This is a genomic window from Brevundimonas sp. Leaf363 (assembly GCF_001424025.1).
Taxonomy (GTDB): Bacteria; Pseudomonadota; Alphaproteobacteria; order Caulobacterales; family Caulobacteraceae; genus Brevundimonas.
Window position 1 is genome coordinate 184889 of record NZ_LMPZ01000001.1, and the last position, 15819, is coordinate 200707.

Consider the following 15819-nt stretch of genomic DNA (forward strand, 5'->3'; position numbering starts at 1 on the left):
AGGGCGGCTCTCAAGTCGGACGAAGGGCGAAGTCGCCGCGCCGGGCCGGTCGATCATGTCGGCGGTCCCGGGCGCGGTCCTATACTTCGTGGTCTTCATCGGATCGTCAAAGCCTCCGAGGGCGGATACTGGCTCCATCGGCATCGATGGAGCGATTTCGCGTATCCGCCGATCAGAAGGCCTGGGCCAGAATGGCGACCAGGGCGGTCGGCAGGGCGGCCAGCAGGATGGCGTTGATGACGCCGTGGCCGACCTTGTCGAGCCAAGCCGAAGCGCTCATGGTGTTGTTCATCGTCGTTCTCCGTCAGAGGGGAAGGTTGTGCCCTTCCCGAGGTTGTTCGCCGCACTGGTTTGCCTCGGTTTGTCCGAAGCGGGAACGTTGCGGCCCCCGTTCTTGAGATAATAGGTAGGCGCTCCCTCGGGAGAAATCACGTTACATATCGTTTAACGATATTACGGTTTTGCAAGGAAGCGCGGGCGCGCCATGACTCTGAAGCTTTTCAAGGGGATGCGGATCGTCGCGGCGACCCACAACCCCGGCAAGATCCCCGAGATCGCCGCGCTTCTGGGCGGACATTACGACGTGGTTAGCGCCGGAGCGCTGGGACTGGCCGAACCGGACGAGACGGAGACCACCTTCGTCGGCAATGCGCTGTTGAAGGCGCGCGCGGCGGCCGAGGCGTCGGGCGAGGTCGCCATCGCCGACGACAGCGGCCTGTCGGTGCGGGCGCTGGACGGGGCGCCGGGCATCTTCTCGGCCCGCTGGGCCGGGCCGGGAAAGGATTTCGCCCTGGCGATGCGCAAGGTCGAGGAACGGCTGGAGGAAATCCACGCCGATGATCGCGCCGCCTGGTTCACCTCGGCCCTGGCCGTGGCCTGGCCGGGCGGGCCGGCGGTGGTGGTCGAGGGCCGGATCGACGGCGACCTGGTCTTTCCCCCGCGCGGCGATCGCGGCTTCGGCTACGACCCGATCTTCCAGCCGACCGGCTCGGCCGTGACGTTCGGCGAGATGGATCCGGCCGTAAAGGCCGCCGACAACCACCGGGCCCGCGCCTTCGCCCAGCTGAAGGCCGCCCTGATTGACTGACTTGGCGGACGGGCGACCGCAGGGCGTCGCCCTCTACGTCCACTGGCCCTACTGCGCGCGCATCTGCCCCTATTGCGACTTCAACGTCGTGCGAGAACGGGGACAGACGGAGCAGCCGGCGCTTGCGGACGCCATGCTGACCGATCTGGAACGGCAGGCGGCCATGGTGGCGGGCCGTCCCCTGGCGTCGATCTTCTTCGGCGGCGGCACACCCTCGCTGATGAGGCCGGAGTGGGTGGGGCGTATCGTCGAAGCGGCGCACCGGCTGCTGCCGACGACGGCGCCGGTCGAGATCACCCTGGAGGCCAATCCGACCGACGCCGAGGCGGATCGCTTCGCCGGCTTCGCGGCGGCGGGGGTGCAGCGGCTGTCGATCGGGGTGCAGGCGTTCGATGACGCGGATCTGCGCTTCCTGGGCCGCAACCACGACGCCGCCGAGGCGATGCGGGCCGTCGATCTGGCCGGGCGGCTGTTCCCGCGCCTGTCCATCGACCTGATCTACGCCCTGCCGGGCCAGACCGTGGCCGCTTGGATCGAGGCCCTGGAGCGCGCCATGACCCTAGGCTTTGAACACGTCTCGCCCTACCAGCTGACGGTGGAGGCCGCGACCGCCTTCGGCCGCGCGGCCCGGCGTGGCGACTGGACCCCGCCGGACGGCGACACGGCGGCCGATCTCTATGAGGCGACGCAAGGCGTGCTCGAGGCCGCCGGCTTCGAGGCCTATGAGGTCTCGAACCACGCGCAGGGCGCGGCCGCCCGATCCGCCCACAATCTGCACGTCTGGCGCGGCGGCGACTACATTGGGGTCGGGCCCGGCGCGCACGGGCGCCTGACCCTGGGCGGCGCGCGCACCGCCACGGTCGCCCACCGCCGCATCGCCGACTATCTGGCGGGCGTGGCCGCCGGGACGCCGTGGGCCGAGGTCGACGCCCTGTCCCCCGCCGACGCTGCCGAGGAGCGCCTTCTGCTGGGCCTACGCACCCTTGAGGGCGTGCCGGAAGCCCTGGTCGGACAGGTCGGAGCGGTCGCCGCGGCCGAGGACCTGGTCGCCGACGGCTACCTTGCACGCACCGCCGGGCGCATCGCCGCGACCGCCAGGGGCCGACCGGTGCTGGACGCGGTGCTGAAGGCGCTGCTCACGTAAACCGCCGGTCGGTAATCTCTCGTAAGCGTCTTCCTCAGCGTCCCTTAAACTTTATGGGTGCAATGCTGGGGTGTGACGGTTTTCACTTCATCTTCGCCGGGCTCGCGGCTGGCGCTCGCGGTCGTGACCGCGCCCGAGCGGACCCATAACCCGGCCGTGGCGGCGACCGGCGCGCGTGAGGAGGCGATCCGGCATCTGCTTCAGACGGCGGCGGACGCGGGCATCGGCCTGGTGGCGACGCGGCCGGAGGGTGACGGCGAGCGGCTGCTGGGCCAGGCCTGGCCCTTCCCCTCGCCCTTCCAGGTGTCGGTGCGGACCCTGCCCCTCAGCGAAGGGCTGGACCGCGTCGAGGCGCGCGCGCGCCGCTCCCTCGAGAGATTGGGCCTGCCGCGCGGCGACGTGCTGCTGGTGTCGAACGCGGCCGAGCTGGCCGGGGCCGACGGCCGGGCGCTGTGGGACCGCCTGCAGGGTCTGAAGGCCAAGGGCCTGTATCGCCGCATCGGCGTCTGCGCGACGCTGGAGGACGGGCCGGCCCTGCTGGCGCGGCGGCTTCAACCCGACGTGGTCCAGATCGGCTGCAACCTGCTGGATCAGCGGGCGGACCGTGACGGGACGCTGGCGGCCATCGCCGGGACCGGCGCCGAAATCCATCTGTCCAGCGTCTTCGCCGGCGGCCTGCTGTTCGCGGGCGGCGACAGCCTGCCGGCCGCCTGGGCGGGTCAGGCCATGGCCCTGTCGCGCACGCGGCGGCGGCTGGCCGAACAGCGCTGCGATCCCATGCAGGGGGCGCTGGCCTACGCCTTCCAGCTGCCGGGCGTGACGCGGGTCATCACCTCCATCGCCTCGTCCGCAGAGCTGCGGGCGGTGCTGGCCGCCGCCCATGCGCCGTGTCCGAAGCTCGACTGGTCGACCATGGCGGTCGAGGCCCCGGCGGTCGCCGAGGCCTCTGCCGCCGTCAGTAGCGCAGCCTGATCCCGACGTAGGCCGAGCGACCCGGCTCGCCGTACCCCAGCACCTGCTGATACCGTTCGTCCGCCAGGTTCTCGACCCGCGCGGTCAGCGACACCCGCTCGGTCAGCGCGAAGGCGGCGCTCAGACTGGCGGTGACGAAGCCGTCACGCACCCCGCCGGCATCGTCCTGATCGCTCTCGGCGCGGACGGTCAGGGCGCCGGACAGGCGATCCCCCGCCCAGGCCAGGGTCGCCGAGCCCGCGTGTTCCGGTACGCGCAACAGGCGGCTGTCGTTCGACCGGTCCACCGCGTCGGTCCAGGCGTAGGCCAGCGACAGGTCGAAGCCGCCGCCGAGGATGGCGTCGGCCTCCAGCTCCACCCCGTCGGTCCGGGTGCGGGCGACGTTGACGTAATAGCTGTCGAAGGTGGCCGGATCGGTGACGTAGGTGATCTGATCCTCGACGTTCAGCCGGTACAGGGTCGCCCGGCCGGTGAAGCGGTCGTCGGCGGACGTCCAGCCCAGGGCCAGTTCGACGCTGTCGGCCGTCTCCGGCGTCAGGGCCGGGACCGGGACGGACGAGAAGCAGTAGTCGCAGACCGACTGGCTGATCGACGGCGCCTTGAAGCCCGTGCCGTAGGCGCCCGACAGGATGAAGCCGGCCGGCAGGGCGTAGGCGGCCGAGATCCGGCCCGTGGTCTCCGACCCGAAATCGTCGGTGTCGTCCCAGCGCAGGCCGCCGGTCAGGCTGAGCGCGCCCAGATCATAACGCGCGACGCCGAACAGAGCGGTGGTTCCCAGATCGGCCACGGCCCCGGTGGACAGGCTGCCCTTCGTCTCCTCGCGCTCGGCGCCGAAGGCGTAGGTGAGGGCGGCCGTCTCGCCGTTGGCCTGCCAGCGATAGACCTGACGGTCAGCCTCGAAATGGGTCGGGAAGTCGCTGACCGTGTCGCGGACGATGTCGCTGGCCGAGACGCTGAACTGATGGGTCAATCCGAGGGCGCCGACCGTCAGGCGGCCGAAGCCGGACCATTGCTCGGTGTCCTGGCTGTCGTCGGTGTCGGCCAGGGCGTAGGTCGGGGCCGGGTAGCCGTCGAGGTCCGCATGGCTGTCGGACCAGCGGGCGGACCCGTCGATCCTCACGGCGTCCGACAGGGCATAGCGCCCCTTCAGGCCCACGGTGGTGTTGTCGAAGCCGTCGGCCTCAGGATTGCCGTCGGCTTCATCGGCGGCGGAGACGCCGTCCGTGTCGAAGCGGCTGACGTAGGCGCCGATTGCGTACTGGTCGTTGGCGATCCCGGCCGACAGGCGTCCGCGCACGGTGTCGTAGCTGCCCGCCTCGGCCTCCGCGGCCAGGCCGTCGATCTCGCGGGTGGTGAAGGCGATCACGCCGCCGATGGCGTCGGAGCCCCAAAGCGACGACTGCGGACCCGACAGGACCTCGATGCGGTCGATGTCGCCCAGCTCGAAACCGGAAAAGTCATAGGCGCCGCTGACCTCTGCCGGGTCGTTGACGGGCACGCCGTCGACCAGAACCAGGGTCTTGCCGGGCGTCGCGCCGCGCATCCGCACCTGGGCGACGCCGCCGAAGGCGCCGCTGCGGGTCACGGACAGACCGGGGACGTCGGCCAGGATGTCGGCGGCGAAGACGGCGCCGCGCTGCTGGATCGTCGCCGCGTCGATGACGCGGGCGCCGGGGGTGTCCTGGACGATGGAGGGGATGCGGGTGGCGGTGACCACCACCTCCGCCAGGGTCGCGTCGCCGTCCTGGGCGAAGACGAGGGAGGGAAGCGCCAGGGCCGCGGCCGTGGCGAGGAGCAGGGTTCGATGGGATCGCATCTGCGATATCTCCGTCGGCCCGCGCGAGCGCGTCGCGGGCGTCAGATGAAGGCGACCGACCCGTCCGGAATGGACGGCGCAAGTGTCGGGTCGCCTCGACGGATCACCGCGCCTCTGCCTGGTCCCGGGCAGCGACGGACGACGTCGGCGGCCAGGTCTCCTGGCTTGCGGGTCCCCAACAGCCGTTCTCGCCTTCCCAGTTTCCCAGTGGCGCCGGGGAGCGATCCCCGGACGAACGACAGCCTCGCCGCCTACAGTTGCGGGCACAGCCACGGTGTCTCACCGTGTTCCCTTAACCGCCTGCGCCGGCTCATGGCAGGGGAAGAGCGAGGCCGCAAGGTGAAGCTGTCATCCGCCCCTCCCCCCGTCATCCTCGGACTTGATCCGAGGATCAGGCGCCGATCGTGCGCGACGTCGATGGCTCATCACGCGGCGTCTCAGCCTGGCCCTATTGCCCACCGGACAACTTGATCCTCGGATCAAGTCCGAGGATGACGGCTCCAGGGAGGCCTCGCCTGTGGCAAAAGGCCATCGCCCTGTGCACGAACGGACGCGGCGGCTTGAGCCGTGGCGCCCGATCCGTCACCGTTAACGAATCCATGAATGCGCCCGTGACCCATCCCCCGCAGATCGACGCCGAGGGCGTGACGCCGGTGATGGCGCAGTTTCTGACGGCCAAGGCCGCTCAGCCGGACGCCATCGTCTTCTTCCGCATGGGCGACTTCTACGAGCTGTTCTTCGAGGATGCGGAGAAGGCCTCGGGCGTCCTGGGCATCACCCTGACCAAGCGTGGCAAGCACCAGGGCAATGACATTCCCATGGCCGGCGTGCCGGTCCACGCCATGGACGGCTATCTGGCGCGCCTGATCCGCGCCGGCTTCAAGGTCGCCGTCTGCGAGCAGATGGAGGACCCGTCCGAGGCGCGCAAACGCGGATCCAAAGCCGTTGTCCGCCGCGACATCGTGCGGGTGGTGACGCCCGGCACCCTGACCGAGGACAGTCTGCTGGATGCGCGCGGCGCCAACCGTCTGGCGGCCGTGGCGGTGCGGCGCGGGCGGGCCGGGATCGCGGTGGTCGAGCTGTCGTCCGGGCGGGTCGATGTCGTGGCCTGCGATCTGGGCGATCTGGGTTCGGCGCTGGTCAGTTTCCGCCCGTCCGAGGTTCTGGTGCCCGACCGGCTGTTCTCGGACGACGACGCGCGGGCCGCGCTGGATGGATCAGGCGGGGTGGTCCAGGCCATTCCACAGGCCCTGGCCGAGCCGACGGCGGCGCGGGTGCGGGTCGAGCGGTTGTATTCGGTCAAGGCTCTGGACGGCTTCGGCGCCTTCGAGGAGGCCGAGGTTTCGGCCCTGGGCCTCATCGCCGCCTATCTGGAAACGACGCAGGCGGGCCGCATCCCGGCGCTGAGCCCGCCGCGCCGCTCGGCGGATGGGCGCTATCTGGCCATCGACCCGGCGACACGCCTGAGCCTGGAGATCGACCGGACCCAGCGCGGCGAGCGCGAGGGCTCGTTGGCCGCCTGTATCGACCGCACGGTGACGGCGCCGGGGTGCCGGGCGCTGGGCGAGCGGATCGCCCGGCCGCTGCGCGATCCCGAGGCGATCAATGCGCGGCTGGACGCGGTCGGCTGGCTGCTGGACCAGCGAGATCGGCGGCGCGACCTGCGGGACGCCTTGAAGGCCGCGCCCGATCTGGCGCGGGGCGTGGCGCGGTTGTCGCTGGGCCGGGGCGGTCCGCGCGATCTGGCCGCCGTGCGCGCCGCGATGGAGAGCGCGCAGGGGGTGGCGGGACTGTTCGTCGCGAACGACCCGCTGGTCGGGCCGCCGCGCCTGATCGGGCGGGCGCTGGACCGTCTGGCGCTGAGCCCCGATCTCGGAGCGCTGCACCAGTCGCTGGCCGAGGGGCTGGCGGCGGAGGTTCCGCATCTGGCGCGCGACGGCGGCTTCGTGGCCCCCGGCTGCCGGCCCGAGCTGGATGCGGCCCGGACCCTGCGCGACGACAGCCGCAAGGTGGTGGCCGAGCTGGAGGCGCGGGCCTGCGCCCAATCCGGCGTGGCGCTGAAGGTGCGGCACAATGCGGTGCTGGGCTATTTCCTTGAGACCAGCGCCAAGGCGGCCGAGCCCCTGATGGCGGCCGGGCCGGACAGCCCTTTCATCCACCGCCAGACCCTGGCCAATCAGGTGCGGTTCACGACGGTCGAGCTGTCGGAGCTGGACGCCAAGATCGGCCAGGCGGGCCAGCGGGCTCTCGCCATCGAGCTGGAGACCTTCGAGGGCTGGCGGGCGGCGGTGCAGGCGCAGGCCCAGCCGCTGCAGGCCATGGCCGAGGCGCTGGCCGATCTGGACACGCATGCCGCCCTGGCCGAATGGGCCGAGGAGGTCCAGGCGGTGCGCCCGCTGGTCGACGACGGACTGGAGTTCCACGTCGAGGGCGGCCGCCACCCGGTGGTCGAGGCGGCGGTGAAGCGGCAGGGGCAGCCCTATACGCCGAACGACGCGCGGCTGGACGGCGAAGGCTCCGACGGCGCGCGGCTGGCGCTGGTCACCGGGCCGAACATGGCCGGCAAGTCGACCTATCTGCGCCAGAACGCCCTGCTGGTCGTGCTGGCCCAGGCCGGGGCCTTCGTTCCGGCGCGCGCCATGCGGCTGGGCGTGGTCGACCGCCTGTTCAGCCGGGTCGGGGCCGGCGACGACCTGGCGCGCGGGCGCTCCACCTTTATGACGGAGATGGTCGAGACCGCCGCCATCCTGACCCAGGCGACCGAGCGGTCGTTCGTGGTGCTGGACGAGATCGGGCGCGGCACCGCCACCTATGACGGCCTGGCCATCGCCTGGGCCGTCGCCGAGGCCCTGCACGAGACCAATCGCGCCCGGACGATGTTCGCCACCCACTATCACGAGCTGGCGCGGCTGGAGGAACGGCTGGACCACGTCTGCAACCTGTCGATGGCGGCCAAGGAATGGAACGGCGACCTCGTCTTCCTGCACGAGGCCCGGCCGGGTGCGGCGGATCGGTCGTATGGGGTGCAGGTCGCCAAGCTGGCGGGCGTGCCGCCGGCCGTGGTGGCGCGCGCGCGGTCCGTGCTGGAGCGGCTGGAGAGCGAGAAGACGGCGCAGGCGCGGCTGGACGACTTGCCGCTGTTCGCGGTGATGGAGGCCCCGGCGATGGTGGTCGGGCCATCGGCGGTGGATGTGGCGCTGGCCGGGATCGAGCCGGACGACCTGACGCCGAGAGAGGCGCTGGAGGCGCTCTACCGGCTGAAGGGGATCAAGTAGCGGGTATCCCTCTCCCAAAGGGAGAGGGCTTGAGGCCCGCAGAGCGAAGCGATGCGTCTTGGCCGAAAGGGTGAGGGGACCGCCCTTTCCTGGTGGCCGCCCACCCCTCACCCTTTCGGCTTGGCCAATCGCCTTCGGCTCTTGGAGCCTCAAGCCCTCTCCCTCTGGGAGAGGGTTGCGAAGCGGCCTATACCCCTTCCCGTGACCGCCCCGCCGATCCACGACCCGGACGCCATCGACGCCGAGCTGGTCGAGGCCGCCGCTGCGAAGAACCCGCGCGCCGCCGTCGCCGCCCTGCTGGGCCAGCGCTACGCCGCCGCGCGCGAGCGCCCCGAGCGCAAGCTGAACGGCGGGATGGACGGCGTCGAGGTGGCGCGGCTCTATTCCGGGGCGGCGGACGGGCTGATGAACGACCTGTGGCGGGTCGCGACCGAAATCCTATATCCCGCGCACAATCCGACCAAGGCCGAGCGGCTTTCGCTGGTGGCGGTGGGCGGCTACGGCCGCGGCGTGCTGGCGCCGTTTTCGGACCTAGATCTGCTGGTGCTGCGGCCGTGGAAGCCGACGCCGCGCGGCGAGCAGGTGACCGAGTTCATCCTCTATGTCCTGTGGGACCTGGGCCTGAAGGTCGGGGCGGCGACGCGCTCGGTCGAGGAATGCCTCAGCCTGTCGAGGACCGACATGACGGTGCGGACGGCGCTGCTGGAGGCGCGGCCGCTGGCGGGCGATGCGGCCCTGACCGAGGAGATGATCCAGGCCTTTCGCCAGATGGTGGCCAAGGCCGATCCGCGCCCCTTCATCGCCGCCAAGCTGGAGGAACGGGATACCCGCCACGCCAAGGCGGGGGTGGTGCGCTATCGCGTCGAGCCCAACGTCAAGGACGGCAAGGGCGGCCTGCGCGACCTGAACGCCCTGTTCTGGATCGCGCGGTCGCTGGCCCCGGACAGCCCCCTGGGCGCGCGGGTGCTGGAGGAGCTGCTGACGCCCAAGGAGCGGCGGACGTTCGAGGAGGCCTTCGACTTCCTGTGGAAGGTGCGGGCGCACCTGCACCTGATGGCGGGGCGCGCCGAGGAGAAGCTGACCTTTGACTTCCAGGCCGAGATGGCGCGGCGGATGGGCTGGCGCGGGCGCGGCGACGAGCCGGCGGTGGAGCGGTTCATGCGCCGGTACTTCATCGTGGCGCGCGACGTCGGGGCCCTGACCCGGTCGGCCAGCGCCCAGCTGGAGGCGCGCCAGCAGAAGCGGGCCATGAGCCTGTCGCGCCTGATCCCCAACCGTCGCAAGGCGCTGGAGGTCGAGGGCTTCTACGTCGACGCCGGGCGGCTGTCGGTCGCGGGCCTGGGGGTGTTCGATGCCGATCCGGTCAAGCTGCTGAGCCTGTTCGTCTGCGCCGACCGGCACGACCTGGACCTGCACCCGGACGCCTTCTCGATGGTGACGCGGTCGCTGGCGCTGGTGACGCCGAAGCTGCGGCGCGATCGGGCGGCGGCGCAGGCGTTCCTGGACGTCCTGGCGCGCGGACAGCGGCCGTACCGCGTCCTGACCATCATGAACGAGACAGGTCTGCTGGGCCGGTTCCTGCCCGAGTGGGGGCGGATCGTCGGCCAGACCCAGTTCAACATGTACCACGCCTATACTGTCGACGAGCACACGCTGCAGGCCATCGGCGTCATCAACGACATCGCGCGCGGCAAGCTGAAGGGCGAGCACCCGCTGTCGACCGACATCGTGCACCGGATCGTCGATTTCGAGGCCCTGATGCTGGCCATGTTCCTGCACGACGTCGGCAAGGGCGGCGAGCGGGGACAGCTGGAGGACGGCGCCATCGCGGCGCGGCGGGCATGCGACCGGCTGGGCGTCGATCCGCGCAGGACCGAGCTGGTGGTCTGGCTGGTGCGCAACCATCTGGCGCTGTCGGACTATGCCCAGAAGCGGGACGTGTCGGACCCGACCACGGTGCGCGCCTTCGCGGAGCTGGTCGGCGACCCGGAGCGGTTGCGGCTGCTGCTGGTGCTGACGGTGGCGGACATTCGGGCGGTGGGGCCGGGGGTGTGGAACAGCTGGAAGGGCCAGCTGATCCGCAATCTGTATGAGCGGGTCGAGGCGCATTTCCGGGGCGAGGACGTCGCCATCGCCGACCCGCTGGCCGACCATCCCGATCTGGTGGCGCGGGCGCGGGCGGGGGCGGCGGCTGTGGAGGTGCTGAACCCGCAAGGCAGTGGCGGCGACATCACATCGGGCGCGGCCCATATCGCCGTCGCGGCGCCGGACCGGCCGCGCCTGTTCGCCGATCTGGCCGCGACCCTGGCCGAGGCGGGCGCCGACGTCGTGGGCGCGCGCGCGGTGACGGCGGCCGAGGGCGTGGCGCTGGACATCTTCGAGGTGCAGGACGGGGCTGGGGCGGCTTATGGCGAGGCCGAGCCGCGCCGGCTGTGGACCCTGATGGAGCGGCTGGAGCAGGCGGCGCGTGGCGAGCGCCTGCCCCCCCCGCCCGCCGTCCCCAAGGCCAATTCCCGCCGCGCCGCCTTCGAGGTGGCTCCGGCGGTGATGATCGATTTCGAGACCGGCGGCGAGGCGGCGGTGATCGAGGTCTCGGGCGGCGACCGGCCCGGCCTGCTGGCCGACGTCGCGCGGGTGCTGGCCGACCACGGCCTGTCGATACGCTCCGCCCACGTCGCCGGGTTCGGCGAGCGGGCGGTGGACAGCTTTTATGTGACCGACAGCCGAGGGCGGAAGCCGAAGCCGGGGCCGCGGCTGGATCGGTTGCGGCATCAACTGGAGACGGTTCTGGACCAGGGGCAACCGCCCTCGCCGAGGGGCTTCAAGGCGGTGCGCGCAAGCTTGCGCGACGTGTCGGAGCTGGGGCGGACGAAGGGGGGAAGAAGCTGACCTTTCTCCCTCCCCTTTATGGGGAGGGACCGCGAGCCAAAGGCGAGCGCGGGTGGAGACGTTTAGAAACGCGGCCGGGATGCCCTTTCGAACCCCACCCTGCGGCTTCGCCGCTGTCCCTCCCCATAAAGGGGAGGGAGAAATCCATTCGCGTCCGCCTGCATTTCCCTCTATCGCGGCCTCATGAGCCTGGCCCGTAACACCCTGGTGCAAGCGACCCTGACGCTGGGCAGTCGGGTGCTCGGTTTCGCGCGGGACATGGCGCTGGCGGCGAACTTCGGTCAGGGGCCGATGATGGACGCCTGGGCCACGGCCCTGATGCTGCCCAACCTGTTCCGGCGCCTGTTCGCCGAGGGCGCCTTCGCCCAGGCCTTCGTGCCCGTCTATGGCGGCGTGCGGGCTCGTGAGGGTGAGGAAGCGGCCACCGCCACGGCGTCCGAGGCGCTGAGTTTCATGTTCGCCGTGGTGGCCGGTTTCTGCATCCTGATGCAGGTGCTGACGCCCGTCATCATGCCGTGGCTGCTGTCGGCGTGGCGCGACGACATCGGCGTCATGAGCGTGGCGATCACCGCGACCCAGCTGGCCATGCCCTATTTGGCCTGCATGACCATCGCGTCGCTGCTGTCCGGCGTGCTGAACACCGCCGGACGGTTCGCCCTGTCGGCGGGCGTGCCGGTGGCGCTGAACCTGTGCACGCTCGTCCCGCTGCTGGCGCCCACCCTGATCCCGATGAGCCAGCCGGACATCCTGCTGGCCGTCAGCGCGGCGGTGACCGTCTCGGGCGTCGTGCAGGCGGGGCTGCTGTGGTGGGGCGTGCGGCGTCTGGGCGTGCGCCTGCGCCTGTCGATCCCGCGCCTGACGCCCAATGTGAAGAAGGCCCTGGCCCTGGCGGTGCCTGGTGCGCTGGCGGGCGGTGCGATGCAGGTGAACTCCCTGGTCAGCCAGGTGCTGACGGGCTCGGACGAGGGCGCCCGCTCGGTGCTGTATAACGCCGATCGCCTGTATCAACTGCCGCTGGGTCTGGTCGGCGTGGCCATCGGCCTGGCCCTGGTGCCGCGGCTGACCAAGGCCTTCGTATCCGGCGATCACGAGGGGGGTCGGCGGACGCTGGACGACGGCATCGCCCTGGCCATGGCCTTCACCCTGCCGGCGGCGCTGGCCCTGTTCGTCATCCCCTTCTTCATCATCGACGCGACGGTGACGCGCGGGGCTTTCACCAGCCAGGACGCGGCCCGCACGGCCGACGCCCTGCGCCAGTTCGCCTGGGGCGTGCCGGCCTTCGTGCTGGCCAAGGTGCTGACCCCGCCCTTCTTCGCGCGGGAGGACACGCGCCGGCCGATGATGTTCGCCATCACCTCGGTGGTCATCACCGTGGTGGTCGGAACCGGCCTGTTCTTCGGCTTCCGCCGCGCCGGGATCGATCCGGTGCTGGGCCTGGCCATCGCCACCAGCCTGGCGGCCTGGGTCAATGTCGCCCTGCTGGCCGGGACGCTGGTGCGCGAGAACGCCTGGCGACCGTCGGCCGGCTTCCTGTCGCGCATGTCGAGAGTGCTGGGCGCCAGCGCCGTCATGGCCGCCGTCCTGCTGGTCGCGGGGATGAACTACGAGACGCTGAGCCGCCTGCTGCTGGCCAAGGAGATCGCGGTTCTGGTGGTCGTGGGCGCCGGCGCCCTTGTCTATGGCCTCTGCCTCGTGCTTTTCCGCGCGGTCACCCACGCCGACCTGCGCGCGGCCCTGAGACGCGAGCCGGGCGCCGGCGCGCCTGCGAGCCTGGACTAGACTGAAGCATGACAGACGCCCCTCCCCCCGCCTACGCCGGGCCCCGCCGCATCCTGTCGGGCATCCAAGCCTCGGGCGCCCTGCATCTGGGCAACTATCTGGGCGCGCTCAAGCGGTTCACGGCCCTGCAGGACCAGGCGCCGACCTTCGTCTTCGTGGCCGACATGCACGCCATCACCGTCTGGCAGGACCCCGCCGTCCTGACCGCCCAGACGCGCGAGATCGCCGCCGCCTATCTGGCCTCGGGCCTCGACCCGGCCAAGACCGTCATCTTCCCGCAGTCGGCCGTGCGCGCCCACGCCGATCTGGCCTGGATCTTCAACTGCGTCGCCCGCCTCGGCTGGCTGGACCGGATGACCCAGTTCAAGGAGAAATCGGGCAAGCACAAGGAGCGCGCCAGCGTCGGCCTCTACACCTATCCGGTGCTGCAGGCGGCCGACATCCTGCTCTACAAGGCGACCGAGGTGCCGGTCGGCGAGGACCAGAAGCAGCATCTGGAGCTGACCCGCGACATCGCCGCCAAGTTCAACACCGATTTCGGCGTTCCGGGCTTCTTCCCCCAGCCCGAGCCGGTGATCCAGGGTCCGGGCACGCGGGTCATGAGCCTGAGGGACGGCTCGGCCAAGATGAGCAAGTCCGACCCGTCGGACGCCTCACGCATCAACCTGACCGACGACGCGGACGCCATCGCCGCCAAGATCCGCAAGTCCAAGACCGACATGGGCGTCATGCCCGCGCCGGGTGAAGCGCTCGACGAGCGGCCCGAGGTGCGCAACCTGATCGCCGTCTACGCCGCCCTGTCGGACCAGACGCGCGAGCAGGTCACCGAACAGTTCGCCGGCCAGGGCTTCGGCGCCTTCAAGCCCGCGCTGGCCGACCTGGCCGTCCAGGCCCTGGCCCCCGTGACCGCCGAAATGCGCCGCCTGATGGATGACACGACCGAGATCGACCGCGTGCTGAAGGACGGCGCCGAGCGCGCCTCGGCCGTCGCCGATCCGGTGGTGGACGAGGTGAAGCGGATCGTGGGGTTCTGGCGGGGGTAAAATGGCTTCTTCGGAGCCGTTGACCTTTACTCGTCGCGCCAACCAGACCCCTCAGCGCGATAGGCAGGCACGAAGAATTCCGATCCTTTCCCAGTCACCCATTGTACGTTGTCCGGCTGGCCTTCGATGATCGCATCGAATGCGCCGTCGTCCGACACAATCCGAATGTGCTCATAAGCCAAACCTTGAAACAGCCGAGGCCGGTTTTCCGACAACCAACTGGATCGCTCTATTTTCATGAGCGGCCAGAGGTGATGCGGCCATCTGGGGTCAGTAAGTCTTGGATAATCCCGTGGGTAGTAGACGCGAGGCGAACCTGCCTCATTGAACAAGCCTACCACGGGAGCACGCAGCTCCACGATCAGGTCGCGGTCCCCTTCATAAAATGAGTAGACTGCGCGCACGGCCACCCATCCCGGCGCGGCGTCCAGCTCAATTCCACAGGGCAACTGAGGAATATCCGGGAGCGGGCGCCAGGCAATGGCAACGTCATCTCTGTTCGCCAAACTCCACCTCCATTCGCATAGCTCTGCCAAAGCTACGGCCTGAGTTTCTCTCTTGCTGCATTAGGGCGTCGCGCTCATCGCGGCCGTCGGCCGTCCAATCCAAGCATATTTCGTAGCGAGGCCTTCCAAGCTAGACCGCCGCGCATGACCCACCCTCTGGACCGCGCCGTGTGGAACGCCCTGAGCGGGCGGTTGAACCGGTTCACGACGGCGGATTCCGGCGCGCGGGGGCGGCGGATCGATCCGGAGGTGGGAGTGTTCTTGGCCGCTGCCGATGGGTCAGAGGAAAGCCTGGCGGCGATGGACGCCCTGGCGTTGGCGCATCCGGGTGCGGGGCTGGTGGAGAGGTCGGACGGGTCGATGGCGGATGTGCTGCCGCGCGCCGTGCCGGTCGCCCGGCAGGTGGATCTGGTGCAGATGGCCTGTTCGGCGCTGACGCCCGGCAGGCGCGAGGTCGCCTATCAGGTGCTGACCGAGGCGGACGGGCCGGCCATGCTGGCGCTGGCGACCCTGACCAAACCGGGGCCGTTCCGGCTGCGCACGCGCGAGCTGGGGCCCTTCATCGGGATCAAGCGGGACGGCGCGCTGGTCGCCATGGGCGGGCGGCGGTTGCGGGTCAATGGCTTCACCGAGCTGAGCGGCCTGTGCACTCACCCGGACCATCGCGGCAAGGGCTACGCCGCTGCGCTCGCCCGCGTCATCGTGGACGAAATCCTGGCCACGGGCGATGGCGCGTTTCTGCACGCCTTCGCCGATCACGCCGACAGCATCGCCTTCTATCGCCGCATGGGCTTCGAGGTGCGGGCGCCGATGACCTATACGATCCTGGCCGAAGGAGCCGCGTGATGAGCGAGTACACCGCTGGGATCGACTGGCGCCGGGGCGACCAGCCGTTCGGCGACAACCGCTACTCCCGCGCCCATGACTGGCGCTTCGACGGCGGGGCGGTGGTGCGGGGCTCCTCGGCGCCGTCCAGCGTGCCCGTGCCCATGAGCGACCCGGCGGCGGTGGACCCGGAGGAGGCCCTGGTGGCCGCCGCCAGCAGCTGTCACATGCTGTTCTTCCTGGCCTTCGCGGCCAAGGCGGGGTTCGTGGTCGACCGCTATCGCGACGCGGCGCTCGGGATCATGGGGCCGGACGATCGCGGCAGGACGGCGATCACGCGCATCACCCTGCGGCCCCGGATCGACTGGTCGGGCGATGCGCCGTCGGCCGAGGCGCTGGCGGACCTGCACCACCGGTCGCACGCGCACTGCTACATCGCCAACTCGCTGAGGGGCGAGATCGTCGTCGAGGGCTGAGGCCCGT

The 15819-nt window shown here is 70.6% G+C and carries 11 protein-coding genes and 1 riboswitch; of the genes, 9 read left to right on the forward strand and 2 right to left on the reverse strand.

Features of this window, described 5'->3' with window-relative positions; genetic code table 11:
• Positions 1-484: 484 nt before the first annotated feature.
• From ASG17_RS00935 to ASG17_RS00945, 3 genes are all read left to right on the forward strand, one after another.
• Positions 485-1087 carry a non-canonical purine NTP pyrophosphatase gene (locus tag ASG17_RS00935; RefSeq protein WP_056098103.1) on the forward strand — a complete coding sequence of 201 codons (603 nt, stop codon included), beginning with the start codon at positions 485-487 and terminating at the stop codon, positions 1085-1087.
• A 1-nt stretch (position 1088) separates the two neighbouring features.
• Complete coding sequence (gene hemW, locus ASG17_RS00940) at positions 1089-2231, forward strand: radical SAM family heme chaperone HemW (protein WP_056098105.1); 1143 nt, start codon at positions 1089-1091, stop codon at positions 2229-2231.
• A gap of 72 nt (positions 2232-2303) precedes the next feature.
• Positions 2304-3203 (forward strand): aldo/keto reductase, encoded by a 900-nt coding sequence (locus tag ASG17_RS00945; RefSeq protein WP_082496041.1) that lies wholly within the window; start codon positions 2304-2306, stop codon positions 3201-3203.
• Here ASG17_RS00945 and ASG17_RS00950 read toward each other — a convergent pair.
• Positions 3187-5019: a TonB-dependent siderophore receptor gene (locus ASG17_RS00950; RefSeq protein WP_056098106.1), complete on the reverse strand. Its 1833-nt coding sequence runs from the start codon at positions 5017-5019 to the stop codon at positions 3187-3189. The genes ASG17_RS00945 and ASG17_RS00950 overlap by 17 nt on opposite strands.
• Before the next feature lie 132 nt (positions 5020-5151).
• A riboswitch (cobalamin riboswitch) is annotated at positions 5152-5370 on the reverse strand.
• 248 nt (positions 5371-5618) lie between these two features.
• Between ASG17_RS00950 and mutS the strand changes: the two genes are divergently transcribed.
• From mutS to trpS, 4 genes are all read left to right on the forward strand, one after another.
• The gene (mutS, locus tag ASG17_RS00955) at positions 5619-8294 is read left to right on the forward strand and encodes a DNA mismatch repair protein MutS (RefSeq protein WP_056098107.1); all 2676 of its coding nucleotides are present in this window, start codon (positions 5619-5621) and stop codon (positions 8292-8294) included.
• Between the two features lie 201 nt (positions 8295-8495).
• Positions 8496-11183 (forward strand): [protein-PII] uridylyltransferase, encoded by a 2688-nt coding sequence (gene glnD, locus ASG17_RS00960; protein ID WP_056098109.1) that lies wholly within the window; start codon positions 8496-8498, stop codon positions 11181-11183.
• A 183-nt stretch (positions 11184-11366) separates the two neighbouring features.
• Positions 11367-12962 carry a murein biosynthesis integral membrane protein MurJ gene (murJ, locus tag ASG17_RS00965; RefSeq protein ID WP_056098111.1) on the forward strand — a complete coding sequence of 532 codons (1596 nt, stop codon included), beginning with the start codon at positions 11367-11369 and terminating at the stop codon, positions 12960-12962.
• 8 nt (positions 12963-12970) lie between these two features.
• Positions 12971-14005 carry a tryptophan--tRNA ligase gene (gene trpS / locus ASG17_RS00970; RefSeq protein ID WP_056098113.1) on the forward strand — a complete coding sequence of 345 codons (1035 nt, stop codon included), beginning with the start codon at positions 12971-12973 and terminating at the stop codon, positions 14003-14005.
• Between the two features lie 26 nt (positions 14006-14031).
• On the opposite strand, the gene ASG17_RS15350 is transcribed toward trpS, so the two are convergent.
• Complete coding sequence (locus ASG17_RS15350; protein WP_156367687.1) at positions 14032-14511, reverse strand: hypothetical protein; 480 nt, start codon at positions 14509-14511, stop codon at positions 14032-14034.
• 144 nt (positions 14512-14655) lie between these two features.
• Between ASG17_RS15350 and ASG17_RS00975 the strand changes: the two genes are divergently transcribed.
• Both ASG17_RS00975 and ASG17_RS00980 read left to right on the forward strand, forming a co-directional pair.
• The gene (locus tag ASG17_RS00975) at positions 14656-15357 is read left to right on the forward strand and encodes a GNAT family N-acetyltransferase (protein ID WP_056098115.1); all 702 of its coding nucleotides are present in this window, start codon (positions 14656-14658) and stop codon (positions 15355-15357) included.
• Positions 15357-15812, forward strand: coding sequence for an OsmC family protein (locus ASG17_RS00980; protein WP_056098117.1), 456 nt, complete (start codon positions 15357-15359; stop codon positions 15810-15812). Before ASG17_RS00975 ends, ASG17_RS00980 begins: the two co-directional genes overlap by 1 nt.
• Positions 15813-15819: the final 7 nt, after the last annotated feature.

Bases quoted from the DNA above. Each gene is read 5' to 3' on its own strand.
- ASG17_RS00935 (WP_056098103.1), top strand. From the start codon at position 485: ATGACTCTGAAGCTTTTCAAGGGGATGCGGATCGTCGCGGCGACCCAC.
- ASG17_RS00950 (WP_056098106.1), bottom strand. From the start codon at position 5,019: ATGCGATCCCATCGAACCCTGCTCCTCGCCACGGCCGCGGCCCTGGCG.
- mutS (WP_056098107.1), top strand. From the start codon at position 5,619: ATGAATGCGCCCGTGACCCATCCCCCGCAGATCGACGCCGAGGGCGTG.
- murJ (WP_056098111.1), top strand. From the start codon at position 11,367: ATGAGCCTGGCCCGTAACACCCTGGTGCAAGCGACCCTGACGCTGGGC.
- trpS (WP_056098113.1), top strand. From the start codon at position 12,971: ATGACAGACGCCCCTCCCCCCGCCTACGCCGGGCCCCGCCGCATCCTG.
- ASG17_RS00975 (WP_056098115.1), top strand. From the start codon at position 14,656: ATGACCCACCCTCTGGACCGCGCCGTGTGGAACGCCCTGAGCGGGCGG.
- ASG17_RS00980 (WP_056098117.1), top strand. From the start codon at position 15,357: ATGAGCGAGTACACCGCTGGGATCGACTGGCGCCGGGGCGACCAGCCG.